Origin of the sequence: Streptomyces sp. NPDC096152 (genome assembly GCF_044763235.1) — a bacterium.
In the GTDB taxonomy this organism is placed as follows: Bacteria; Actinomycetota; Actinomycetes; order Streptomycetales; family Streptomycetaceae; genus Streptomyces.
In genome coordinates this window covers 330,967-354,083 of record NZ_JBIWFW010000007.1, presented here as the reverse complement: position 1 = coordinate 354,083, position 23,117 = coordinate 330,967, and the positions used below count along the sequence as shown (strand labels likewise).

At 72.4% G+C, this 23,117-nt stretch carries 22 protein-coding genes; 13 read left to right on the top strand and 9 right to left on the bottom strand.

The genetic code is table 11. From position 1 onward, the window contains the following. Window positions 1-37: 37 nt before the first annotated feature. From ACIQ9G_RS24960 to ACIQ9G_RS24945, 4 genes are all read left to right on the top strand, one after another. A complete protein-coding gene (locus ACIQ9G_RS24960; RefSeq protein ID WP_403613361.1) occupies window positions 38-1,303 on the top strand; it encodes a tyrosine-type recombinase/integrase in 1,266 nt (421 codons plus the stop codon). Between the two features lie 388 nt (window positions 1,304-1,691). Further along, window positions 1,692-2,006, top strand: coding sequence for a YrhK family protein (locus ACIQ9G_RS24955; RefSeq protein ID WP_403613358.1), 315 nt, complete (start codon window positions 1,692-1,694; stop codon window positions 2,004-2,006). Between the two features lie 265 nt (window positions 2,007-2,271). Then, window positions 2,272-3,894 (top strand): penicillin-binding transpeptidase domain-containing protein, encoded by a 1,623-nt coding sequence (locus ACIQ9G_RS24950; RefSeq protein ID WP_403613356.1) that lies wholly within the window; start codon window positions 2,272-2,274, stop codon window positions 3,892-3,894. A 219-nt stretch (window positions 3,895-4,113) separates the two neighbouring features. Continuing rightward, window positions 4,114-5,793 carry a penicillin-binding transpeptidase domain-containing protein gene (locus tag ACIQ9G_RS24945; RefSeq protein WP_403613353.1) on the top strand — a complete coding sequence of 560 codons (1,680 nt, stop codon included), beginning with the start codon at window positions 4,114-4,116 and terminating at the stop codon, window positions 5,791-5,793. 42 nt (window positions 5,794-5,835) lie between these two features. On the opposite strand, the gene ACIQ9G_RS24940 is transcribed toward ACIQ9G_RS24945, so the two are convergent. Further along, the gene (locus ACIQ9G_RS24940; RefSeq protein WP_403613350.1) at window positions 5,836-6,231 is read right to left on the bottom strand and encodes an SsgA family sporulation/cell division regulator; all 396 of its coding nucleotides are present in this window, start codon (window positions 6,229-6,231) and stop codon (window positions 5,836-5,838) included. A 187-nt stretch (window positions 6,232-6,418) separates the two neighbouring features. Between ACIQ9G_RS24940 and ACIQ9G_RS24935 the strand changes: the two genes are divergently transcribed. The 5 genes from ACIQ9G_RS24935 to ACIQ9G_RS24915 all read left to right on the top strand — a co-directional run bounded on the left by ACIQ9G_RS24935 (window position 6,419) and on the right by ACIQ9G_RS24915 (window position 10,857). Further along, window positions 6,419-7,507: an energy-coupling factor ABC transporter permease gene (locus ACIQ9G_RS24935; protein WP_403613348.1), complete on the top strand. Its 1,089-nt coding sequence runs from the start codon at window positions 6,419-6,421 to the stop codon at window positions 7,505-7,507. Window position 7,508: 1 nt separating this feature from the next. After that, window positions 7,509-8,270: a cobalt ECF transporter T component CbiQ gene (gene cbiQ, locus ACIQ9G_RS24930; RefSeq protein ID WP_403613345.1), complete on the top strand. Its 762-nt coding sequence runs from the start codon at window positions 7,509-7,511 to the stop codon at window positions 8,268-8,270. Beyond that, entirely contained in the window at window positions 8,258-9,028 is a 771-nt protein-coding gene (locus ACIQ9G_RS24925; RefSeq protein WP_403613342.1) for an energy-coupling factor ABC transporter ATP-binding protein, read from the top strand. Before cbiQ ends, ACIQ9G_RS24925 begins: the two co-directional genes overlap by 13 nt. Then, window positions 9,025-9,498, top strand: a complete 474-nt coding sequence (locus ACIQ9G_RS24920) for a MarR family winged helix-turn-helix transcriptional regulator (protein ID WP_403613340.1) — start codon at window positions 9,025-9,027, stop codon at window positions 9,496-9,498. Before ACIQ9G_RS24925 ends, ACIQ9G_RS24920 begins: the two co-directional genes overlap by 4 nt. A gap of 189 nt (window positions 9,499-9,687) precedes the next feature. Continuing rightward, the gene (locus ACIQ9G_RS24915) at window positions 9,688-10,857 is read left to right on the top strand and encodes a serine hydrolase domain-containing protein (RefSeq protein WP_403613338.1); all 1,170 of its coding nucleotides are present in this window, start codon (window positions 9,688-9,690) and stop codon (window positions 10,855-10,857) included. A gap of 16 nt (window positions 10,858-10,873) precedes the next feature. Here ACIQ9G_RS24915 and ACIQ9G_RS24910 read toward each other — a convergent pair whose 3' ends face one another. The 3 genes from ACIQ9G_RS24910 to ACIQ9G_RS24900 form a co-directional block, all read right to left on the bottom strand. Beyond that, a complete protein-coding gene (locus ACIQ9G_RS24910) occupies window positions 10,874-11,149 on the bottom strand; it encodes a DUF1876 domain-containing protein (protein WP_403613336.1) in 276 nt (91 codons plus the stop codon). A 95-nt stretch (window positions 11,150-11,244) separates the two neighbouring features. Next, entirely contained in the window at window positions 11,245-12,090 is an 846-nt protein-coding gene (locus ACIQ9G_RS24905) for an EamA family transporter (RefSeq protein WP_403613333.1), read from the bottom strand. After that, entirely contained in the window at window positions 12,087-12,587 is a 501-nt protein-coding gene (locus ACIQ9G_RS24900) for a YbaK/EbsC family protein (RefSeq protein ID WP_403613331.1), read from the bottom strand. The genes ACIQ9G_RS24905 and ACIQ9G_RS24900 overlap by 4 nt, the downstream gene beginning before the upstream one ends. Window positions 12,588-12,823: 236 nt before the next feature. Between ACIQ9G_RS24900 and ACIQ9G_RS24895 the strand changes: the two genes are divergently transcribed. Then, window positions 12,824-16,177 carry a S41 family peptidase gene (locus ACIQ9G_RS24895; RefSeq protein WP_403613328.1) on the top strand — a complete coding sequence of 1,118 codons (3,354 nt, stop codon included), beginning with the start codon at window positions 12,824-12,826 and terminating at the stop codon, window positions 16,175-16,177. A gap of 291 nt (window positions 16,178-16,468) precedes the next feature. Here ACIQ9G_RS24895 and ACIQ9G_RS24890 read toward each other — a convergent pair whose 3' ends face one another. The 4 genes from ACIQ9G_RS24890 to ACIQ9G_RS24875 form a co-directional block, all read right to left on the bottom strand. Beyond that, complete coding sequence (locus tag ACIQ9G_RS24890; RefSeq protein WP_403613325.1) at window positions 16,469-16,699, bottom strand: hypothetical protein; 231 nt, start codon at window positions 16,697-16,699, stop codon at window positions 16,469-16,471. Between the two features lie 76 nt (window positions 16,700-16,775). Continuing rightward, on the bottom strand, window positions 16,776-17,660 hold the full coding sequence (locus tag ACIQ9G_RS24885; RefSeq protein ID WP_403613323.1) for an SDR family oxidoreductase: 885 nt from the start codon (window positions 17,658-17,660) through the stop codon (window positions 16,776-16,778). Next, window positions 17,657-18,616 (bottom strand): alpha/beta fold hydrolase, encoded by a 960-nt coding sequence (locus tag ACIQ9G_RS24880; protein WP_403613321.1) that lies wholly within the window; start codon window positions 18,614-18,616, stop codon window positions 17,657-17,659. The genes ACIQ9G_RS24885 and ACIQ9G_RS24880 overlap by 4 nt, the downstream gene beginning before the upstream one ends. Further along, on the bottom strand, window positions 18,613-20,208 hold the full coding sequence (locus tag ACIQ9G_RS24875) for a flavin-containing monooxygenase (RefSeq protein WP_403613318.1): 1,596 nt from the start codon (window positions 20,206-20,208) through the stop codon (window positions 18,613-18,615). The genes ACIQ9G_RS24880 and ACIQ9G_RS24875 overlap by 4 nt, the downstream gene beginning before the upstream one ends. A gap of 213 nt (window positions 20,209-20,421) precedes the next feature. On the opposite strand from ACIQ9G_RS24875, the gene ACIQ9G_RS24870 reads away from it, so the two are divergent. Further along, window positions 20,422-21,042 (top strand): MerR family transcriptional regulator, encoded by a 621-nt coding sequence (locus ACIQ9G_RS24870; RefSeq protein WP_403613805.1) that lies wholly within the window; start codon window positions 20,422-20,424, stop codon window positions 21,040-21,042. 18 nt (window positions 21,043-21,060) lie between these two features. Here the strand turns inward: ACIQ9G_RS24870 and ACIQ9G_RS24865 are convergent, their stop codons facing one another. Then, complete coding sequence (locus ACIQ9G_RS24865; protein WP_403613316.1) at window positions 21,061-21,864, bottom strand: exodeoxyribonuclease III; 804 nt, start codon at window positions 21,862-21,864, stop codon at window positions 21,061-21,063. Between the two features lie 84 nt (window positions 21,865-21,948). Here ACIQ9G_RS24865 and ACIQ9G_RS24860 point away from each other — a divergent pair, with 84 nt between their 5' ends. Then, window positions 21,949-22,425, top strand: coding sequence for a GNAT family N-acetyltransferase (locus tag ACIQ9G_RS24860; protein WP_403613313.1), 477 nt, complete (start codon window positions 21,949-21,951; stop codon window positions 22,423-22,425). 324 nt (window positions 22,426-22,749) lie between these two features. Next, window positions 22,750-23,064, top strand: a complete 315-nt coding sequence (locus ACIQ9G_RS24855) for a hypothetical protein (protein ID WP_403613310.1) — start codon at window positions 22,750-22,752, stop codon at window positions 23,062-23,064. The last annotated feature ends 53 nt before the right edge of the window (window positions 23,065-23,117 follow it).

Here is a 23,117-nt window from a genome sequence, read left to right as displayed (position 1 = left end):
GGCTCTCCCGGTTGCACGTTGAGAGGACCGCTGCCACGTGGCAGGACACATCCAAGACCGCTGGTTCAAGACCGTCACCGGTCCTGATGGCAAGCCCGTCAAGGTCACGACCGACCGTCATGGCACCGGGCTCCGTTACCGCGCCCGGTACATCGGCCCGGACGGCACCGAGAAAAGCAAATCCTTCCGTGACAAGGAACTGCGGCTCGCCAAACAGTGGCTCGCCGAGATCGAAGCGGATATGTCACGCGGACAGTACGTCGACCCGCGCAACGCGCGGACCACGTTCCGGCAGTACGCGGAGCGCTGGGTCAAGACGCACACCGGCGAAATCAACAGCCGTGAGGCTGCGGAACGTCGGCTCCGCCTACACGCCTATCCCCACATCGGCTCACGCCCGCTCGGCTCGTTCAAGCCGGAGCACATCCGTGCCTGGATCGCCGACCTGGAGGCGACCGTGCCGGCGGAGTCGCATCGCCGCATCATCGTTGGCACTGTGTCGGCTGCGCTGAGCGCGGCGGTCGATGACGGGCTACTCGGCAAGAACCCGTGCCGGGCCCGCACGGTGCAGCTCCCGAAGCCCGGCAAGCCACGCGTCATCCCGTGGACTGCCGTGCAGGTCTTCGGAGTACGCGCTGCTCTCCCCCGCCGCTATCAGGCGGCAGTGGACGCCGGGGCGGGTTGCGGGCTGCGGCAGGGCGAGATCTTCGGTCTGGCCGTCGAGGAAATCGACTATGAGGGCGGTTGGATGGCCGTCGGTCATCAGCTCAAGCGCATCCGGGGCAAGTACGTCTTCGCCCTGCCGAAAGGCGGCAAGGTCCGGGACGTGCCCCTCCCCAAAGCTGTGGCGACCGCGCTCCGGGACCACTCGAAGGAGTTCGAGCCCATCACCGTGGCTCTCCCGTGGCGCACACCGGACGGCCCCCTCGTGACGAAGCGGCTCCTGTTCAGCGGGCCGGAGGGCAATCACGTCCGCGTGAGCAACTTCAACGACCACCACTGGAAGCCCGCTCTGGCCGCCGCCGGCATCATCCCGGCGCGGGAGGCAGGCAAACGGTACGCGTCGGCCCCTGAACACGGCATGCACGCGCTCAGGCACTTCTACGCGTCGGTCCTACTGGACGCGGGCGAGAACATCCGGGCCCTGAGTCAGTACCTCGGTCACAGCGATCCGGGGTTCACGCTCCGGACCTACACGCACCTCATGCCGAGCAGTGAGGGACGCACCCGCAAGGCCGTCGACAGCCTCTATCTGGCGTCCAATCCTCAAGATCACGGCCCAGAGACGGCCCAAGCCGCCTGATCCGGCCCCGGCCGGCAGCAAACGCCCTGGTCGGGGCACTACGGGGCCAGATCACGCAGACTTCATCTACTTCTGGCCCCTGTACACCGGCACCGCCATCCCGATCGACGACTGGCGGGCACGAATGTGGCTGGACACCTGGGTCTAGCCGGGCGGACACACGACGAGGGCGCGGCTGCGGCCGCGTCCTCGTGGTTGTTGTTGGTCGCCGGTAGCTGCCGGCCACCCTCGAACGGCCCGGGATGGCCCAAGCTGGCCCGCACCCGGGGGATCCCCTCGAGGTTTACGAGGCGGCCGGGCAGGCAACCCAGGTGTGACTTGAGCATGGCCTGATCCATCAAGCCTGCCCGCCGGGGGCACGCTGTCCGCCGCGAAGGAGACCATACGGTTGAGCAGTAGGCTTTTCGACCCGCGGCGGGCCGCGGCGAGCCCCCGTCATGCAGAGATCTACGGCCGCTACCAGATCATCTACACCACCGTCGAGTTCGCCGCGGCGGTCGCGTTCGTCATCGGCAGCGCCTTCTTCTTCTTCGACTCGATGGCACTTCAGGCGGACTGGCTGTTCCTCGTCGGGTCGATCCTGTTCGCGGTCCGGCCCACCGTGAGCGTGCTGCGCGAGTCCCATCTGGCCCGGCTCCCGCTGCCCGGCGACGACCAGCGCGCCCGGCAGGCCGCGGGCTCCTGCGCGAGTCGACACGGCTGAGCCGAGCCGCTTCGCCTGCCCGGACCAGTACAGGTCGCCGGCCCGTCGGCGCAGCTCTTCACTTCACGGGCGGCGACGTCGTTGCCTCCCTCCGACGGCGCCAGGTCGCACACCTGCAGGTCGGCTCCATGGCTGAAGCATCGTCCCGCCTCCGGGCCCCGCGCCTCAAGGCAATCCAAGTTCGGCCAACATCCGAAAACAGCCCTCACAGGATCCCCTTCCGCCACTTACAGTGCGGGAGGAGAAACGGGGAGGGAGCGCTTCCATGCGCAAGGGGGTCAAGGCGGCGATCGTCGGCGGGGTGGTCGTCGTGATGGTGGGCGGGGCCGGGTACGGGGCGTTCAACGTGGTGTCCGCGCTCAGCGGTGACGGCGGGCCCGCGCCCGTGCGGACCGGGCCGCCGAGCGGGGACGAGGTGAAGGACACCTCGGCGAAGTTCTTCGCGGCCTGGGAGAAGAGGCGGGCGGCGACCGCGGCGTCGTACACGAACTTCCCCGACGCGGCCGAGCGGTTGCTGTCGGCCTACGGGCGGGACGCGCACATCACGGACGTCAGGATCACGCCCGGCGCGGCCACCGGTGCCACCGTGCCCTTCTCCGTGCGGGCCACCGTGTCCTACGGCGGCAGGTCCCAGCCGCTCGCCTACCGCAGCCGGCTGACCGTGGTGCGCGGTACCAACACCCACCGCCCGCTGGTCGACTGGCAGCCGTCCGTCGTGCATCCCGCGCTGAAGAAGGGCGACACGCTCGCCACCGGTGAGTCGGCCGCCCCGCCGATCGAGGCCGTGGACCGCGACGGCAAGGTGCTGACGAAGGACAAGTACCCCTCCCTCGGGCCGATTCTGGACGAACTGCGCGCCAAGTACGGGGACAAGGCAGGGGGCACGCCCGCCGTCGAGCTGAGCATCCGGCACGAGAGCGGCGAAGGCACCGACGCCGCCGAGACCCCGCTGGTCACCCTCGCCAAGGGCCGCCCGGGCAGACTGCGCACGACGCTCCGTGCGAGCGCGCAGGCGGCGGCCGAACGGGCGGTGCAGCGGTACGCCGAGTCGTCCGTGGTCGCGGTCAAGCCCTCCACCGGCGAGGTGCTCGCGGTGGCCAACCACCGCGCCGACGGCTGGAACGCGGCCTTCCTCGGCCGACTCGCCCCCGGCTCCACCATGAAGATCGTCAGTGCCGCCACCCTCATCGACACGGGACTCACCACGGCGAGCGGCGCCGCGCCCTGCCCGCCCGACGCGATGTGGGAGGGCCAGACCTTCCACAACCTCAAAAACATGGCCCCGAACCCCCGGGCGACACTCTCGGAGAGCTTCGCCCGCTCCTGCAACACCGCCTTCATCAAGTTCGCGGACTCGCTGAAGGTGGAGTCCCTGAACGAGGAGGCGGAGCGGCGCTTCGGGCTCGGACGGGACGACTGGAAGACCGGCATCCCGTCCTTCGACGGCTCGGTCCCCGCCTCCGGCGGCCCGGACAAGGCGGCCAACCTCATCGGCCAGGGTCAGGTGCAGATGAGCCCCCTGAACATGGCGTCGGTGACGGCGACCGCGATGACGGGCGCGTTCCGGCAGCCCGTCATCGTCCCGCAGGACCTCGACGACCGTGAACTCGCCCGGGCCGAGGGCCTGTCGGCGGGCACGGTCGCGCAGCTGCGGCAGATGATGAACCGCACCGCCACCAGCGGCACCGCGGCCGTCGCGATGTCCGGGCTGACCGGGAGCGTCGGCGCGAAGACCGGCTCCGCCGAGGTCGACGGGCAGGCGAAGTCCAACAGTTGGTTCACCGGCTACCGGGATGACGTGGCCGCCGCCGCGATGACCCAGGAGGGCGGGCACGGCGGCGACGCGGCGGGCCCGATCGTGGCGGCCGTCCTGCGCGCGGGCCGCTGAGGCGGCCCCCGGCCACGCGACCCCGCCCGCCCACCACCCCGAGCCCCCGGCCACGGACCCCCGCCCTCCCACCACCCCGTACCCCGGGGCTAATGTCGCAGGTCTGCTACGGACAGGTGTCCGAAGTCGCACACGTGGAACAGGCCCCTAGGGTAGGAGCCGTCGTTGGGGTGCGTGAGGGTGGCGGGGGCCCTGGGAAATCGTGAAGGACGGAAGGCAGTGGGCAAGAGAAGGCGCGTCACCGAGCAGCGGAGAACGAATCCGGCGGTGATCGGCGGAGTGATCGCCGTGGTCGCCGTCGGCGGCGCGGGCTTCGGCGCGTACGCGCTGTGGGGTGGCGGACCGGCGGCCGACGACGGCAAGGGGACCCAGTCCGCGCCGCGTCCCCAGCACTCGGTAAAGACCGGCCCGCTGACGGCGGCCGAGGTGCGGACCACCACCGAGCGCTTCCTGACGGCGTGGCAGCAGGGCCGGCCCGCCGAGGCGGCGGCCGCCACGAACGACTCCGCCGCGGCCACCGCCCTGCTCACCGGCTACACCCGGGACGCCCACCTGGAGCAGGTCACGCTGACCGCGGGCACGGGCACGGGCGGCAAGGTCCCGTTCTCCGTGCGGGCGACCGTGGCGTACAAGGGGCTGACCAAGCCGCTGGCGTACGACAGCGCGCTCACCATCGTCCGGCGCGCCACGGACGGGAAGCCGGTGGTCGACTGGCACGCCTCCGTCGTCCACCCCGACCTGAAGGACGGCGACACCCTGGTGACGGGCGCCTCCGGCACCCCGCCGGTGAAGGCGCTGGACCGCGACGGCGACGAGCTGACCACGGCCGACTACCCGTCGCTGGGCACCGTGCTGGACGGGCTGCGCGAGAAGTACGGCAAGACGGCCGGCGGCAAGGCCGGCGTCGAACTGCGGGTGATCCGCGGCAAGGCGTCACAGAAGGCCGAACTCTCCGACAAGACGCTGGTGGAGCTGAGCAAGGGCACCCCGGGCACGGTGCGGACGACGCTGAGCCCGACGCTCCAGGCGGTCGCCGAGAAGCAGGTGGCCAAGAGTAAGCGGGCGTCGGTGGTCGTGGTGCGGCCGTCGACCGGCGAGATCCTGGCGGTGGCGAACACCGACCACGGCTTCAACACGGCGCTCCAGGGTTCCCTGGCCCCCGGCTCCACGATGAAGGTCATCACCTCCTCGCTGCTGATCGACAAGCACCTCGCCTCGGCCGACAAGCAGCACCCGTGCCCGAAGACCTTCACCTACGGCGGGTGGAAGTTCCACAACGACAAGGACTTCGAGATCAAGAACGGCACGTTCAAGGCGAGCTTCGCCCGCTCCTGCAACACGGCCTTCATCAGCCAGGCCGGCAAACTCGAGAACGCCGACCTGACGCGGCAGGCACAGCAGGTCTTCGGTCTGTCGATGAACAACTGGGCGATCGGTGTGCCGTCCTTCGACGGCGCGGTGCCGGTACAGAGCGCGGCCCAGATGGCGGCCTCGCTGATCGGCCAGGGCGGGGTGCGGATGAACCCGCTGAACATGGCGTCGGTGGCCGCGACGGTCAGGACGGGCAGCTTCCACCAGCCCTACCTGGTGTCCCCGAAGACCGACGGCCGCACGCTCGCCACGGCCTCCCGCACGCTGTCCGCGTCCACGCTGTCCCAGCTGCGGGAGCTGATGAAGTTCACCGCGGACTACGGCACGGCCGCCGAGGCCATGTCCGGTCTCGGCCCGGACTACGGCGCGAAGACCGGCTCGGCGGAGGTCGACAGCCAGAAGAAGCCGAACGGCTGGTTCACCGCCTACCGCGGCGACCTCGCGGCCGCCGGCGTGGTGCAGCAGGGCGGCCACGGCGGCGACACGGCGGGCCCGATCGTGGCGACCCTGCTGAGGACGGGGAGCTGAGCCCCACCCGCGACGTCCCCGGTGTCCGACGGGTTCCGCAGGTCACCGGTGTCCGACGGGCTCCGCAGGTCCCCGGTGTCCGACGGGCTCCGCGACGGGCTCCGCGGCGGCTCGGTAGGTCCGCTGCAGGAAGCGGATCAGCGTCTTGGTCTCGAGCTGGACCACCGCGACGCCCCCGGCGGAGTGGAACTCGATGACGGCCTGCACCCGGCCGCAGGGCCACACCCGGACGGCGCCGGTGCCGGTCGGGGCGCGCAGGCCCTGTTCCAGCAGCGCCCGGGGGAACGCCCACTCGTGGGGGCCGGGAAGTCCGATGCGCACCACACGCGGGTCGGCTTCGGGGTCGTAGCGCAGGACGACCGGTACGGCGGCGTTCTCATCCCGCAGGTCGTGGTCCGTGACTATGTGAGCTCGTGCGTACTGTTCGACTACCGACATCGGACGACCCCTCACACTGGGTGACCTATCCGAAAGCTGGGATTCCGCTTTCTCTCCAGCCTCGCACATTTTCACGAGGGCGCCCGTCGAACGCCCGGCATCCCGCACTCCTCGCGCGCGCCCCGTCCGGCACGCACGACCTTCTCGCTCTTGCAAGGAGTTCGCAACAAGCCTCTATCATCGAACCGTGCATGTGCCTGACGGATTCATCGACGCCCCTCTGTCCGCCGCCACCGGAGCCGTCGCCGCCGGTGCCCTCGCGGTCAGTCTCCGCGGGGCCCGCCGGGAACTCGACGAGCGGACCGCGCCCCTGGCCGGCCTGGTCGCGGCGTTCATCTTCGCCGTGCAGATGCTGAACTTCCCCGTGGCGGCCGGGACCAGCGGCCATCTCCTGGGCGGAGCGCTCGCCGCGATACTCGTCGGCCCCTTCACCGGTGTCCTGTGCGTCTCCGTCGTCCTGCTCATGCAGGGCATCCTCTTCGCCGACGGCGGGCTGACCGCGCTCGGCGTGAACATCACCGACATGGCGCTCGTCACGACGGTCGTCGGGTACGCCGTCTTCCGCGGCCTGGTGAAGGTGCTGCCGCGCCGGCGCCGCTCCGTCACCGTCGCCTCCTTCGCCGCCGCCCTGCTCTCCGTCCCGGCCGCCGCCGTCGCCTTCACCCTGATCTACGCGCTCGGCGGCACCACCGACGTCGCCATCGGCAAGGTCGCCACCGCCATGATCGGCGTCCACGTCCTCATCGGCCTCGGCGAGGCCGCGATCACCGCGCTGACCGTCGGCGCCGTCATCGCCGTACGGCCGGACCTCGTGTACGGCGCGCGGGGGCTGCGGCAGCGGCTGAAGCTGCGGGTGAACGGCGAACTGGTCGACGCACCGCCCGCCCGCCCGGTCCCCGCCGCCGCCCTCCCCCAAGCTCTCGGCTCCGCTCGAGCAGGGAGGTACCCCCACCACCGCAAGGTGTGGCTCACCGGTCTGGTCGCCTCCCTCGTGCTGGCCGGCTTCGTCAGCTTCTACGCCTCCGCCAGCCCGGACGGGCTGATGAAGGTCGCCCACGACCAGGGCATCGACAAGAAGACCGGGCGGCACGCGTCGGACGGCTCCCCGCTCGCGGGCTACGGCGTCGAAGACGTCTCCGACGCCCGCCTGTCCGGCGGTCTCGCCGGCGTGATCGGCGTCGGTGCCACCGTCGTCGTGGGCAGCACGGTGTTCTGGGTCGTGCGCAGGCGCCGTGGCGCCGCCGAGTCCGCCGCTCCCTCCTCTCGGGGCGTCTGACATGGGCGCCGGGCACACGCACAAGCTCTACCGGCACGGGCACTCACCCGTGCACGGCCTGCCGCCGCACACCAAGCTCGCCGCGGCCTTCGCCTTCGTGGTCGTGGTCGTCTCGACTCCGCGCGAGGCGATGTGGGCCTTCGCCCTCTACGCCGTCCTGCTGGCCCTCGTCGCGTACGCGGCCCGGGTGCCGGCCGGTTTCCTGCTGCGGCGGCTGCTGATCGAGGTGCCGTTCGTGGCCTTCGCGGTGCTCATGCCGTTCGTGGCGGAGGGCGAGCGGGTGCACGTCCTCGGGCTGTCGCTGAGCGTGCACGGCCTGTGGGGCGCCTGGAACGTGCTGGCCAAGGGCACCCTCGGCGTCGCCGCCTCGGTCCTGCTCGCCGCCACCACCGAACTGCGCGAACTCCTCCTCGGCCTGCAGCGCCTCAGGCTCCCGCCGCTGCTCGTGCAGATCGCCTCCTTCATGATCCGCTACGGCGACGTCATCACCGACGAGATGCGGCGGATGCGGATCGCCCGGGAGTCGCGCGGCTTCGAGGCGCGCGGGATCCGCCACTGGGGCGTGCTCGCGAAGTCGGCGGGCGCGCTGTTCATCCGCTCCTACGAGCGCGGCGAGCGGGTCCACCTGGCCATGGTCAGCCGCGGCTACGCCGGTGCCATGCCGGTGATCGACGAGGTGACCGCCTCCCGGGCGCAGTGGTCGTACGCCCTCGCCCTCCCATTCTCCGCCCTCCTCGTCTGTCTGCTGGGATGGATCCTGTGACTGCCGCTTCCCCCGCCTCCCTGGAGGTCTCCGGCCTCGCCTTCGCCTACCCCGACGGCCACCAGGCCCTGTTCGGCGTGGACTTCCGCATCGCGCGCGGTGAGCGGGTCGCCCTGCTCGGCCCGAACGGCGCCGGCAAGACCACCCTCGTGCTGCACCTCAACGGCATCCTGAGCGGCGGGACCGGCACCGTCACGGTGGCCGGACTGCCCGTAGGGCGCGCGCACATGGCCGAGATCCGGCAGAAGGTCGGCATCGTCTTCCAGGACCCGGACGACCAGTTGTTCATGCCGACCGTGCGGGAGGACGTGGCGTTCGGCCCGGCGGCGGCAGGACTGAAGGGGGCGGCACTGGAGGACCGGGTGCGCACCGCGCTGGAGCGGGTCGGCATGGCGGACTTCGCCGAACGCCCGCCGCACCACCTGTCGTTCGGCCAGCGCCGCCGGGTGGCGGTGGCGACCGTGCTCGCCATGGAGCCGGAGATCCTGGTGCTGGACGAGCCGTCCTCCAACCTCGACCCGGCCTCGCGCCGCGAACTGGCCGACATCCTGCGCTCGCTGGACGTGACGGTCCTCATGGTCACCCACGACCTGCCGTACGCGCTGGAGTTGTGCCCGCGCTCGCTGATCCTCAGCGACGGCGTGATCGCCGCGGACGGCCCGACCGGCGAACTCCTCTCCGACGAGGCGCTGATGGGCGCCCACCGGCTGGAGCTGCCCTTCGGATTCGACCCGCGCTCCGTGACAATGGGCGCGTGACGAACCGGGACGAGAACCAGGGGGCAGCCGGGTCGCTGCTCCTGGACCACCAGCTGTGCTTCGCGCTGTACGCGGCACAGCGCGCGGTGACCGCCGCGTACCGGCCGCTCCTCGACGAGCTGGGGCTCACCTATCCCCAGTACCTGGTGCTGCTGGTGCTCTGGGAGCGCGGCGAGACGACGGTGAAGGAACTGGCCGCGGCCCTGCGTCTCGACTACGGCACGGTGTCGCCGCTGCTGAAGCGCCTGGAGGCCGCGGGCCTGGTGAGCCGGGAGCGCTCGGCGCGCGACGAGCGGTCGGTGCTGGTCTCGGTCACCGGGCGGGGCGAGGAGTTGCGGGAGCGGGCGGAGCGGGTGCCGGGCGCCATGCTGGCGGCGGCGGAGCTGGACACGGCGGAGGCCGAGCGGCTGCGCGAGGAGCTGTGGCGGCTCGCGCGGCGCGCCGACCGGGCGGCGGACCGGGTCCGCTGACCGGGGCAGATCGTCGGGGCCGTTGACCGGGGGGCCGCCGGGCGCACCGCGGCCGGAACGGCTGCGCCCCCGGCCGGCCCGGCAACATCGCGGTAACGATCGTGCCCTGCGGGCGCCACACAGGAATCGCAGGCTGGACCACCGTGTTGCGCTCGATGTCGTAGGCAAGGCAGAGGGAGGGACGCGGGCGTGGACGTGCACGGCACAGTGGCCGGGGGCTTCGAGCCGGTCGGGGAGGCGTTCGCGGCCAACTTCGACCGGCTGGGCGACCGGGGCGCGGCGGTGGCCGTGTACCGGGACGGGCACAAGGTCGTCGACCTGTGGGGCGGCACGAAGGACGTCGACGGTTCGGCTCCCTGGGAGCGGGGCACCGCCCAGATCGTGCGCTCGGCGACCAAGGGTGTCGCCGCCGCCGTACTCCTGCTGCTGCACCAGCGCGGGGAGCTGGACCTGGACGCGCCGGTGGGGGCGTACTGGCCCGAGTACAAGACGGCCGGCAAGGAGCGCACCCGCGTCCGCGACCTGCTCGCGCACCGCGCCGGTGTGCCGGTGCTGGAACGTCCGCTGACCCCGGAGCAGGCCGCCGATCCGGTGCTCGGTGCCGCCGCCGTGGCGGCGCAGGCCCCGGTGTGGGAGCCGGGCACGGACCACGGCTACCACGCACAGACGTACAGCTGGCTGACGGGCGAGCTGGTCCTGCGGGTGACCGGCCGCCCGATCGGCGAGTGGATCGCGCGCGAGATCGCGGAGCCGGCCGGGGCGGACCTGTGGGTCGGGCTGCCGGAGCGCGAGACCGGGCGTGCGGGCCGGGTGGGGCAGACCGAGGCCCCGCGGTCCGCGGGCGAACTGCGGACCCGTCCCAAGCGGTCGGTGGCCGAGGCGTACGCCGACCCCGGGTCGCTGACCCGGCGCGCGTTCGCGGCGATCAGCCCGCTGCCGGACGAGAACGAACCCGCCTACCGGGCCGCCGCGCTGCCCGCCTCCAACGGCATCGCCACCGCCGACGGCCTCGCCCGTTTCTACGCCGCGCTGATCGGCGAAGTGGACGGCGGACGGCGCCTGTTCACCCCGGCGACCATGGAACTCGCCCGCGCGGAGCACTCCTTCGGGCCGGACCGCGTGCTCGTGGTGAACACGCGGTTCGGCCTCGGGTACATGCTGCACGGCAGCGCCTCTCCCCTCCTCGGACCGGGGTCCTTCGGCCACCCGGGCCGGGGCGGCGCCCTCGGCTTCGCCGACCCGGAGTCGGGCATCGCCTTCGGTTACGTCACCAACGGCTTCCGCACGAGTGTGACGGCGGACCCGAGGGCGCAGGCGCTGATCGGTGCGGTACGGGCGTCCCTGACGTCCCTCGCGTAGGGCCTGCCCGGACCGGTCAGACGTGGATCGGGTGCGAGGTGTGCCCGGACGCCTGGTCGATCTCCCCGTGCGCCTTGGTCAGCAGTTCCATGACGATGTCGTTGAGGGCGCGGGCTCCGGCGATCTCCTCGCCGACCCGCGGCTGATTGGTGTCGGTGTAGTGCCGGCTGGCCCGGCCGTGGCCCCGTACCTCGGACCCGTCGGGCAGGCGCACGAGCGCCGCCGCCCGCGTGTGCGTCTCGTCCTCCTCGAATTCCAGCTCGATATGCCATCCCACAGTGGTGTGCATCATGACGGTCACCTCCGGAACATCTGCTTCCAGAGTGCCCCTCGCACGCCACCCGCGCACCCAAGAGGACGGCCCGGAGCCCGCGCGGGGCCGCCCGGTCAGCCCGCGTGCAGCATCAGGCCGATGCCGACGACCAGCAGCCCCGCCGCCGCGATGCGCGGCGCCCCGAAGCGCTCCTTGAAGAACACCGCCCCGATCGCCGCGCCGACCAGGATCGAGGACTCCCGCAGCGCCGCGATCGGCGCGAGTTCCGCCTTCGTCTGCGCCCACAGCACCAGCCCGTACGCCGCCACGGACAGCGCGGCGCCGAGCAGCCCCACGGCGGCGAACGGCCGTAGCAGGCCGACCGTCCGCCCGCGCCACCGCCAGGCCGCGTAGACCGGGATCGCGACCCCCTGGATCGCCATCAGCCACGCGACGTATCCCAGGGGCGACCCCGAGGCCCGTACGCCGAGCCCGTCGACGACCGTGTACGCCGCGATGGTCAGCCCCGTCGCGAGCGCCGCCCCGATCGCCGCCCAGTGCGGCCGGTGCCCGCGCAGCCCCCACAGGGCGACGCCGGTCAGCCCGGCGCAGGACACCGCGATGCCGGTGGCCGCCCAGCGGTCGGGCACTTCGTGCGCGAAGACGGCCGCGAGCGCGGTGACCACCAGCGGGGCGGAGCCGCGCGCGAGGGGGTAGACCTGCCCGAAGTCGCCCAGCCGGAACGACGTCATCAGCAGGGCGTAGTAGACGACGTGGATGGCGGCCGAGCAGACCAGGTACGGCCACGCCCGGGCCGCCGGCGGCGCGGCGAACGGCGCCAGGGCCAGCCCGATCAGCACGCCCCCGCCCGCGATCAGCGTGAAGCCGACGAGCTTGTCCGTGATGCGGTGGGCGATCGCGTTCCAGCCGGCGTGGGTGACGGCGGCCAGCAGGACGGCCGCGGTGACGAGGGGTGTCACGAGGTGCGCTCGCGCACGTCCACCAGGGTGCCGCCGGCCTGGGCGACCAGCTCCTTCGGCGCCATGGGGAAGACGGCGTGGGGCGTGCCGGCGGCGGCCCACACGACGTCGTGCTCCAGCAACGACCGGTCGGCGAGCACCCGGGTCCGCGTGCGGTGCCCGAAGGGCGGGACGCCGCCGATGGCGTACCCCGTCGTCTCGCGGACGACGTCCGCCCTCGCCCGGGTCACCCGCTCGGCGCCGAGTTCCCGCCGCACCCGCTCGACGTCCACGCGAGAGGCGCCGTCCATGAGTACCAGCACCGGCACGGAGTCCGCGGCGAAGATCAGCGACTTGCAGATCCGGCTCAGCTCGCAGCCGATCGCGGCGGCGGCCTCGGCGGCGGTCCGCGCCCCGTCCGGGAACCGCCGGACCTCGCCGATCAGGTCCGCGAGTCCCCGCTCCCGCAGGGCCTCGGCGAAACGCGGGTGGGCTCCCGACTCGGAAGACGTGCTCATGACCGGCAGGCTAGCCGCCGGGCCCCGGCCGTCACGAGCGAATTCCGCCACGTGGGACGGAGGCCGGTGAGAAGAGGCGGGTGAGAAGAGGCGGGTGACGACGGGCCGGTGAGGAGAGGCCGGTGACGACAGGCCGGTGAGTGAAGCCGGGCGCCGAGGCGGCGCCGACGCCCTCGGTCACACCTGTCGCTTTTCCACAAGTTGCTCCTCCCCATGCCCCGGCGAAGCATGGGGAGGTGAGCTATCTGCGCCTGCCGCACCTGAGCGGCGACCTGCTGTGCTTCGTGTCCGAGGACGACCTCTGGCTCGCGCCGCTCGACGGGGCCGAGCGCGCCTGGCGGCTCACCGTGGACCGCACCAAGGCCGGCCACCCCCGCTTCTCCCCCGACGGCAGCGCCATCGCGTACACGAGCTGGCGCAGCCTGGTGCCCGAGATCCACCTGGTCCCGGTCGACGGCGGTCCGGCCCGGCAGCTGACGTACTGGGGCAGCTCGGACACGCGGGTCTGCGGCTGGAGCGCGCCCGACGAGCAGGGGCACAGCCACATTCTCGCCGTCACCTCCCACGGCGAGCCCTTCTCCTACTTCACCTGGTCCTACAAGGTGCCCGCCGACGGCGGCCCCGGCCACCAGCTCCCCTGGGGCCCGGTCTCCGACATCCAGGTGGCCGACATCGCCGGCGAGCGGAAGACCCTGCTGCTCACCGGCACCCCGCCGCACGAACCGGCCGCCTGGAAGCGCTACCGGGGCGGCGCCATGGGCCGCCTCTGGCTGCACGGGCAGCGGCTGCTCGCCGACATCGGCGGCCATCTGGACTCCCCCATGGCCGTCGGCGGGCGGATCGCCTTCCTCTCCGACCACGAGGGCGTCGGCAACCTCTACTCGTGCGCAACCGATGGCTCCGACCTGCGCCGCCACACCGACCACGACGCCTTCTACGCCCGCCACGCCTCCACCGACGGCACCCGGGTGGTGTACCAGTGCGCGGGCGATCTGTGGATCGTCGACGGCCTCGCCCCCGACTCGGTACCGCGCCGGCTGGACGTACGGTTGAGCGGGCCGCGGGCGGGCCGCCGCCCCTACCAGGTGCCGGCCGCCCAGCACGTGGACGGTATCTCGGTCGACGACACCGGCCGGGCCAGCGCCGTCGTCGTCCGCGGCTCCCTGTACTGGCTCACCCACCGCGACGGCCCCGCGCGCACCCTCGTCGAGACCCCGGGCGTCCGCGTCCGGCTGCCGGAGATGCTCGGCGAGACCGGCCGGGTCGCCCATGTCACCGACGCCGAGGGCGAGGACGCCGTCGAGATCACCTTCCTGCCGCGCGCCACCGGCGACCGCGCGCCCCGCCGGCTCGCCTCGGGCGCCCTGGGCCGCGTCCTGGAGATGGTCTGCGACCCCGAGGGCGAACGACTGGCCGTCGCCTCCCACGACGGACGGCTGCTCCTGCTCGACGTGCGGGAGGAGGCGGGCGCGCAGGTCGGCGCGCAGACCGGCGCGGAGGGAGGCGCGGAGGCGGGGGCGCAGGGCGGCGCGGAGGGGGCCACGGACCCGGGTGCCGCCGGTGAACCGGGCGGTACGGTCACCGAGTTGATCCGGTCGGCCAACGGCCCGGTGCGCGACCTCGCGTTCTCCCCGGACGGGGCCTGGCTGACCTGGTCGCATCCGGGCATCGGCCGCACCCTCCGGCAGATCAAGATGGCCCGCATCAAGGACCACCTGACCGTCGACGTCACCGACGGCCGCTTCGAGGACGAGAACCCGGTCTTCACCCGGGACGGCCGCTACCTCGCCTTCCTGTCCTGGCGCGGCTTCGACCCGGTCTACGACGTGCACACCGGGGACCTGTCGTTCCCGCTCGGCTGCAAGCCCTATCTCGTCCCCCTGTCCTCGGCGACCCCCTCCCCCTTCGCGCTGAACCCCGAGGGCCGCCCGGCGGCCGGCGGGCTCGACCCGGCCGAGGAGGAGGAGACCGGCGAGCCCGGCGCGGTCACCGTGGAGGTCGAGGGCCTGGCGAACCGGGTCACCCCGTTCCCGGTCATCGCCTCCAAGTACTCGGCGCTGCACCCGGTCGCGGGCGGCGGCCTGGTCTGGCTGCGCTGGCCGATCTCCGGCGCGCTGGGCGAGACGTTCGCGAACCCGGACGACACCACCGGCCGGCCGACGCTGGAGTACTTCAACCTCACCAAGGCGAAGAAGCACGAACTCGTCGGCCACCTCGACTGGTTCGCGGTCAGCGGCGACGGCACCCGGCTGGTCGTGGTCGACGAGGGCGAGCTGCGCGCGGTCCCCTCCACCGAGATCGGCGACAGCGACTCCACGACCTGGATCGACGTACGCCGGATCCTGCACGTCGTCGACCCGGCCGCCGAGTGGCGTCAGTCGTACGAGGAGGCGGGCCGCCTGATCCGCGCCTACTTCTGGGATCCGGGCATGTGCGGCATCGACTGGGACGGGGTGCTCGCGCAGTACCGCCCGCTGGTCGAACGGGTCGGCTCACCGGACGAGTTCGCCGATCTGCTCCGCGAGGTGCTGGGTGAACTGTGCACCTCCCACGCGTACGTCACGGCCGCCCGCCGCAACGAGGGCCCGCCGCACTACCAGCGCCACCAGGGGCTGCTGGGCGCCAACCTGGTGCGCCGGGACGGCGGCTGGACGGTCAGGCGCATCCTGCCCGGCGACTCCTCCGACTCCAAGGCCCGTTCACCGCTGGCGGGCACCGGGATTCGCGAGGGGGCGGTCCTGACCCACGTGGACGGCCGCCCGGTGGACCCGGTCGCGGGCCCGTACCCGCTGCTCGCGGGCTCCGGCGGTACGACGGTGGAGCTCACCTTCTCGCCCGCCGGGGGCGCCGGACCGCCACGCCGGGTCGCAGTGGTCCCCCTCGTCGACGAGCGGCCGCTGCGCTACCAGGACTGGGTGGCCAAACGCCGCGAGGTCGTGCGCGAGGTGAGCGGCGGCCGGTGCGGCTATCTGCACATCCCCGACATGGGCGGTTCGGGCTGGGCGCAGTTCAACCGGGACCTGCGCAAGGAGGTGTCGCTGCCGGCGCTGATCGTCGACGTGCGCGGCAACGCGGGCGGCCACATCAGCGAACTGGTCGTCGAGAAGCTGACCCGTACGATCCTGGGCTGGGACCTGACCCGGTACGCCGAGCCGGTGTCGTACACCTCGAACGCGCCCAGGGGTCCCCTCGTTGCCCTCGCCGACGAGGCGACCTCCTCCGACGGCGACATGATCACCGCGGCCTTCAAACTGCTGAAGCTCGGACCGGTCGTCGGGCAGCGCACCTGGGGCGGTGTGGTCGGCATGACCGGCCGGCACCGCCTGGGCGACGGCACGGTGATCACGGTGCCGATGAACGCGGCCTGGTTCGACGCCTACGGCTGGTCCGTGGAGAACCACGGCGTCGCCCCCGACCTCGAGGTCCTGCGCACCCCCCTGGACTGGGCCGAGGGCCGCCACGCCCAACTCGACGACGCCGTCGAACTGGCCCTGGACCTCCTCGCCACCAACCCCCCGGCCACTCCCCCGCCCCACCACAACATCCCCACCCTCTCCCGCCCCGCCCTCCCGCCGCGCTCCACGCCGTAGCCCGCTGTCGACCGCTGCGCCCGGCTGCGCCCGGCTGCGGGCAAACTCCCCCCTGTGGGCAGCCGTTCCCCCGCTGTGGGCAGTCGTTCCGCAGGGCGATGGGGGTCCCCCCTGGACCGGAGCTTGTCGGAGGTCCTTGGGGGAGGGTGGGCACAGCCATCAACGCCGGGCACCGGGCGAAACACGCGCTCAGGACAGCGCCCCCACGCCCCCGGAGGGAAAACCCGAACGTGGGGCACCCCAACCGGCAAGGGGCACCCCACGCTTCACGGCCGAAGCCGAACGCAGCGACTAGGCGTCGTAGTCCTGGTCGAAGCGGTCCTCCATCTCGTCCCGCGGGTGCTCGCCACCCTGGCGGCCACGCTCACGGTGCTCGGAGGAGCGCTCGCGCTGCTGGCCCGCGTGCTGGCCCGGGTGCTGCCCCGCGTGCTGCCCCGCCTTCTCGCGGGCCTCGCCGGCCTTCTGCTTGCCCTGCTGCTGCCGCTGCTCGGCCTGGTCCTGGTACTTGTCCTTCATGCCCATGCGGTTTCACTCCCAAAGTGGGTGAGGGGATCGGGCTCGACCAGATTCACATGGGCGGTGACCCTGCGCATGTCGATCAGTCACGGTGTGTGATGCGCTGCTGTTCGTCGGCCGCACCACCCGCCCCGACCAGCCCCGTTCGCATCCCTGCCAGCCGGTCCGCGAACCGCCGCATCTCCCGCTGTCCCACCGTCCCGATCAGCCCCGGCAGATACCCGCGCACCCCCTGCATCCCGCGCAGCCACCACTGCCCGTACACATGGGCGGCCCGGCGCTCGATCCCGGCCACGATCCGGTCCACCGCGGGACCCAGCGGATAGGTCTTGTTGGACGGCCACGGCAGCCGCTGCCGCAACTCCCGCATGACGTCGTCCTGATCGGCGCCGCGCACCATGTCCGTGTCGGTCCACGACAGGTAGGCGACGCCCACCCGCACGCCCCGGTAGCCGACTTCGGCCCGCAGGCTGTGCGCGTACGCCTCCACGCCCGACTTGGACGCGCAGTACGCCGTCATCATCGGCGCCGGGGTGATCGCCGCGAGCGAGGCGATCTGGAGCAGATAGCCCCGGCTCTCCGTCAGCACCGGCAGGAACGCCCGGCCGGTCACCGCCGACCCGATCAGGTTCACCTCGATCACCCGCCGCCAGGACTCCGGGTCGGAGTCGACGAACGGGCCGCCGGTCGCCACACCGGCGTTGGCGACCACGATGTCGACCTTCCCGAACCGTTCCTTGACCTCCGCGGCGACCCGGCTCATCGCCTCGTGGTCGGTGACGTCGGCGTACCAGTGGGCGCTCTCGCCGTGCAGCCGCGCCGACACCTGCTTCAGCTCGTCCGGTTCGAGGCCGACCAGGGCGACCTTCGCGCCGCGCGCGGACAGCTTGCGCGCGAGCAACTCGCCGACCCCCCGAGCCGCGCCGGTGACGACCGCGACCTGCCCCTCCAGGCTCACCCTGCTCATGCGCCCTCCCTGATCCCTGCCTCGTCGGTGTTCTTCGCCGTGTCCGGTACCGCGTGCGCGGTGACCAGTTCCCGGATGCGGCCCGTGACCGCCTCGGGAGCCTCCACCGGCGTCATGTGGCCGAGTCCGGGCAGCTCCGTCAGCCCGACGCACAGCGGCAGCGCCGCGGCCAGCGCCCGCGCGTGCACCGGCGGGGTCAGCCGGTCGGCCGTGCCCACCACCACCGCCGTCGGAACCCGCAACTCCCTCACGCCGTGGTCGAGATCGAGCGCGGCGAGCACCTGCGACCAGGCGTGCCGCACCCGCCGCGGGCAGGCGTGCACGATCCGCGCGCAGGCCTCGACCATGTGCGGCGCCGAACCGGCGCCCATCGTGGCGTACTTGAGGATCCGCCGGGCGAGCGGCGTGACCGGTCCGAGCGGCGCCCGGGAGCCGAGCACGTTCCGGGTCAGCCAGGTCCGCAGCCTCCCGGCCCGGATCGGTACGACGGTCGACTCGGCGACCAGCCGCGAACTGCCCGTGCTGCACAGCAGGACCGCCGCCGCGTGTTCCTGGAAGCGGGGCCGCCCGGCCGCGGCCAGCACGGTCATGCCGCCCATCGAGTGCCCGGCGACGACGGCCTTCTCGCCGGGCGCGAGGGTCGCCGCGAGCACCGCTTCGAGGTCGTCGGCGAGCGCGTCCGTGCTGCACGCCGGGCTCGCGGGGCTGCGGCCGTGGCCGCGCTGGTCGTAGACGACGACCCGGTGGTCGGCGGCCAGGTCCCGGATCTGCGCGGCCCAGAAGGCCGTGGAGCAGGTCCAGCCGTGGGCGAGGACGACCACCGGGGCGGCCGGGTCGTCGGCGGGCCCGTGCACCTCGACGTGCAGCCGGGCGCCGTCGGCGGAGACGGCCGTCAGTTCGCGGGCGGGGGCGGGCGGGGCGTACGGGTCCGGGACCACGTGCGTCGGACGGCTCACGCGTCCACCTCCGCGGGCGCCGAGGTCCCGGCGGCGTCGGGCGCGGCGCCACCGGCAGCGGCGGTCCGGCCGGCGTCCCGCGCGGTGCCGCCCGGGGCGGCCGCCTCGCCGGCGTCCCGCGCGGGCGCCCGCAGCACCTCGTACTCCGCGAGGTCCACCCGCCGGGTGGCGCGCCGGAACTCCGCCGTCGTACCCGGCCAGATGGTGGTGTTGCGGCCACTGGCGTCCAGGTACCAGCTGGTGCAGCCGCCGGTGTTCCACACCGTGCGCTTCATGCGCTCCTGCACCATGTGGTTCCACGCCCCCACCGCGTCCGGGCGGGCGTCGAGGGCGGCGCGGCCGCCGAGGACGTTCAGCTGGCGCAGGTAGTCGGCCATGTAGTTCAGCTGGGACTCGATCATGAGGATCATCGACGAGTTCCCGAGGCCGGTGTTGGGCCCGATGATGGTCATCCAGTTCGGGAAACCGGCCGCGCTCGCGCCGCGCAGCGCCTCCATCCCGCCCTTCCAGGTCTCCGCCAGCGTGCGGCCGTCCGCGCCGACCACACGGTCGGCGATCGGCATGTCGGTGACGTGGAAGCCGGTGCCGAAGACGATCGCGTCGACCTCGGCCTCGCTGCCGTCGGCGGCGACCAGGGTCGAGCCGCGGACCTCGGCGAGCCCGCCGGTGACGACGTCCACATTGGGCTGCGCGAGCGCCGGGTAGTACGTGTTGGACAGCAGGATCCGCTTGCAGCCGATGCGGTAGTCGGGCGTGAGCTTGGCGCGCAGCGCCGGGTCCTTGACGGCGCGGGCCATGTTGCCCTTGGCGAGCCTCTCGACGAAGCCGAGCTCGTTGGGGTGCTTGGTGAACGCCTGGACCTGCAACTCCCGGATGCCCCACAGCACTCCGCGGCGCAGCTGCGTGGTGAACGGCAGCGCGCGGTGCAGCCGGCGCTCCAGGCCGCTGATGGCGCGGTCGGCGCGCGGCATCACCCAGGGCGCGGTGCGCTGGAAGAGGGTGAGGTGGGCGACCTCGGGCTGGATGGACGGCACGATCTGGATGGCGGAGGCGCCGGTGCCGACCATGGCGACCCGCTTGCCGCGCAGGTCGTAGTCGTGGTCCCAGCGGGCGGAGTGGAAGACCTTGCCGGGGAAGGAGTCCAGGCCCGGGATGTCCGGGACCTTGGGGTCGGACAGCGGCCCGGTCGCGGAGACCACGACGTCGGCCGACAGGTTCCCGCCCGCCGTCTCGATGTCCCAGCGCAGCTTCTCGGCGTCCCAGGTCATCCGCGCGACCTCGGCGCCGAAGCGGATGTGCGGGCGCAGGCGGAAGACGTCGGCGACGTGCTCCAGGTAGGCGCGGATGTGCTCCTGCCCGGAGAAGGCGCGCGGCCAGTCGGGGTTGGGCGCGAAGGAGAACGAGTACAGGTGGGACGGCACGTCGCAGGCGCACCCCGGATAGCTGTTGTCGCGCCAGGTGCCGCCGACGCTGTCCGACCGTTCCAGGACGACGAAGTCGGTGATCCCCTCCCGGCGCAGCCGCACGGCCGCGCCGAGTCCGCCGAACCCGGACCCGATCACCGCCACCCGCACATGCTCGTGTTCGGCCATTGCCCGCCCCTCCATGCCTCGCGTAGTCCTGCGGCGAAATCCGCCGGCCGGTCCGGATGTCCCGGCCCCGCCGACTCCGCCAGTGAACACTGGCGCAATGGGGAGAGTAGAGGAGGTGCGTACCGAGCGGTAGGGGGCGGGACGACGAAAGTTACCGGCGGTACAACATAGGCTTCCGACGTGGCAGCAGACGGTGGACGACGCGAGTACCGCATGGAGGAGCTGGCCGGGCTGGCCGGCATCACGGTGCGCACCCTGCGCTTCTACCGCGAGCGCAAACTCATCCCGCCGCCCCGCCGCGAGGGCCGTATCGCCTGGTACGACGACCACCACCTGGCCCGCCTGCGCACGATCTCGGCCCTGCTGGAACGCGGCCACACCCTGAACGGCATCGCCGAACTCGCCGAGGCCTTCGACCACGGCCGCGACGTCGGCGACCTGCTCGGCCTCGGGGCCCCCACCGAGGAGACCCCGGTCCGCCTCACCCCCGAGGAACTCGCCGACCACTTCGCCGGCCAGGTCACCGCGGAGAACCTCGCCGCCGCCATGCGGCTCGGCTACCTCGGCACCGACGGCGACGAGATCGTCCACGTCAGCCGCCGCCTGCTCGACGTCTCCGCCGCCCTGGTCCGCGAGGGCATCCCGCTCGCCGAGGTCCTGGCCGCCGGACAACGCGTCCGCGAGCACGCCGACGCCCTCGCCGAACTCTTCACCGACCTCGTCACCCGCCACGCCCCCGAGGAGGAACTCCAGCGCCTGCGCCCCCTGGCCAAGAGCGTGGTCGAGGCGGAACTCTCCATGGCCCTGGACCGCCGCCTGCGCAAGCGGGCGTGAGGACGGCGGGTCCGGGCGTCAGACGTCGTAGACGACCGTCACCGGCGCGTGGTCCGACCACCGCTCGGCGTGCGTCGCGGCCCGCTCCACGAACGCCTTGACCGCCCTGGCGGCGAGCCGCGGCGTGGCCACATGGTGGTCGATCCTCCAGCCTGAATCGCTGTCGAAAGCCCGGCCCCGGTAAGACCACCAGGTGTACGGCCCTTCGACGTCCGGGTGGAGGGTGCGGACGACGTCGACGTAGCCGCCGGCGGTGGGTTCGAGGACGGTGCTCAGCCACGCCCGTTCCTCGGGGAGGAAGCCGGAGTTCTTGGTGTTGCCGCGCCAGTTCTTGAGGTCGGCCTGCCGGTGGGCGATGTTCCAGTCGCCGCAGACGAGGACCTCGCGGCCGTCGGCGGCGGCGCGTTCGCGCAGTTCCTTGAGGTGGGCGAGGAACTCGCCCATGAAGCGCATCTTCTCGTCCTGGCGCTCGGTGCCGACCTCGCCGGAGGGCAGGTACAGGCTGGCCACCGTGACGCCGGGCAGGTCGGCCTCGACGTACCGTCCGGCGGCGTCGAACTCGGCCGACCCGAATCCCACCCTGACCCGGTCGGGCTCCCGGCGGGTGTAGAGGCCGACGCCCGCGCGGCCCTTGGCGGCGGCCGGGGCGTGGACGACGTGCCAGCCCTCGGGGGCGCGCACATGCTCGGGGAGCTGGTGCGGCTCGGCGCGCACCTCCTGCAGACAGAGCACGTCGGCGGAGGTGTCCGCGAGCCACTCCACGAAGCCCTTCTTCGCGGCGGCCCGCAGTCCATTTACATTGGCGGTCGTCACAGTGAGCACCCGGGCACCCTACCGGCACACTGGACGAGGTCTCGTTCGAGACGGATCACCGTCCACCTACTGCATTGATATACGGTTCCCCACATGAATTTCCGCCCCGTGTCCTTCGACCACCCCGACGCCGTCAAGCTGAACGACGAGGTCCAGGCCGAGTACCACCTGCGCTACGGCGACGGCGGCGACGCCACGCACCTGGACCCGGCGGATTTCCGGCCGCCGCGCGGCGTGTACCTGATCGCGTACGACGCCTACGACACCCCCGTCGCGACGGGCGGCTGGCGCAGCCAGGACAGCAACCCCGAGGGCAACGAGGACGGCGACGCCGAGCTCAAGCGGATGTTCGTCGTCGAGCAGATGCGCGGCCGCGGCCTGGCCCGGCGGATGCTCGCCACGCTGGAGGACGACGCCCGCGCGGCCGGCCGGGTCCGCATGGTCCTGGAGACCGGCGACCAGCAGCCGGAGGCCATCGCCCTGTACACCTCCAGCGGCTACGAACCGTGCGCCAAGTTCGGCTACTACCGGGAGTACGAGTCGAGCATGTGCTTCGCCAAGCTGCTGTAGCCGGGCGCGGCGACCGCCAACCCGGCCGGAGGCCCCGCCAGTTGCCCTCGCGGGGCTTCGGCGCGGGAGAGGGACCGCGGCGGAGGGCGCCCCGGTCACCGGGGCCCACAACACGTCAGAGCCCCGGTCGGAATTCACCGACCGGGGCTCTGAGCTGCGTGGACCTGAGGGGATTTGAACCCCTGGCCCCCTCGATGCGAACTATGGGCACGACGGTCACTGAGGTCTGGTCGGCTGGTCACACAATCGCATGTGGCTGCTGACGGTTGACTCGGGTCGCGACGGTTGCTGTACCTCGCTGCTGTACGGCAGGAAGGGCTCTGCTTGGATCAGCCCATGATTTCTGATGGCACCCCGGACGAGACGCAAGAGAAAGCAGAGCTTGCAGTCTGGTTCGGCGGAGCGTCCTTGGCGTTCTGGTTCTGCTGTCCGTTCTGGATACTGGTCAGCTTCGTCGCGCTGCCTCTGGCGCTCGTTGGCCTGGTGCGGGCCTTTGTCGAGCATCGCGCATCGAAGTCGAGGCGAGCGAACGGGACACGAGCTGTAGTGGGAGGCGTGTTGTCCCTCTTGGGAGCGGCAGCGGCGATCGCCTACATGATCTTTCTGGCCACCCATCCTGATCTTCCCGTCCAGGGATAGCCGCCTCATTTAAAAGGAGCGAAGTGAGGCGAGTGCCGCTCTGACCTGCGAAC

What these genes read in the sequence shown, in the direction of transcription:
- cbiQ (WP_403613345.1), top strand. Translation starts at nt 7,509, where the DNA reads ATGGGCGCCGGGCACACGCACAAGCTCTACCGGCACGGGCACTCACCC.
- ACIQ9G_RS24860 (WP_403613313.1), top strand. Translation starts at nt 21,949, where the DNA reads ATGAATTTCCGCCCCGTGTCCTTCGACCACCCCGACGCCGTCAAGCTG.
- ACIQ9G_RS24870 (WP_403613805.1), top strand. Translation starts at nt 20,422, where the DNA reads ATGGAGGAGCTGGCCGGGCTGGCCGGCATCACGGTGCGCACCCTGCGC.
- ACIQ9G_RS24950 (WP_403613356.1), top strand. Translation starts at nt 2,272, where the DNA reads ATGCGCAAGGGGGTCAAGGCGGCGATCGTCGGCGGGGTGGTCGTCGTG.
- ACIQ9G_RS24885 (WP_403613323.1), bottom strand. Translation starts at nt 17,660, where the DNA reads ATGAGCAGGGTGAGCCTGGAGGGGCAGGTCGCGGTCGTCACCGGCGCG.
- ACIQ9G_RS24900 (WP_403613331.1), bottom strand. Translation starts at nt 12,587, where the DNA reads ATGAGCACGTCTTCCGAGTCGGGAGCCCACCCGCGTTTCGCCGAGGCC.
- ACIQ9G_RS24925 (WP_403613342.1), top strand. Translation starts at nt 8,258, where the DNA reads ATGGATCCTGTGACTGCCGCTTCCCCCGCCTCCCTGGAGGTCTCCGGC.
- ACIQ9G_RS24890 (WP_403613325.1), bottom strand. Translation starts at nt 16,699, where the DNA reads ATGGGCATGAAGGACAAGTACCAGGACCAGGCCGAGCAGCGGCAGCAG.
- ACIQ9G_RS24875 (WP_403613318.1), bottom strand. Translation starts at nt 20,208, where the DNA reads ATGGCCGAACACGAGCATGTGCGGGTGGCGGTGATCGGGTCCGGGTTC.
- ACIQ9G_RS24910 (WP_403613336.1), bottom strand. Translation starts at nt 11,149, where the DNA reads ATGATGCACACCACTGTGGGATGGCATATCGAGCTGGAATTCGAGGAG.
- ACIQ9G_RS24940 (WP_403613350.1), bottom strand. Translation starts at nt 6,231, where the DNA reads ATGTCGGTAGTCGAACAGTACGCACGAGCTCACATAGTCACGGACCAC.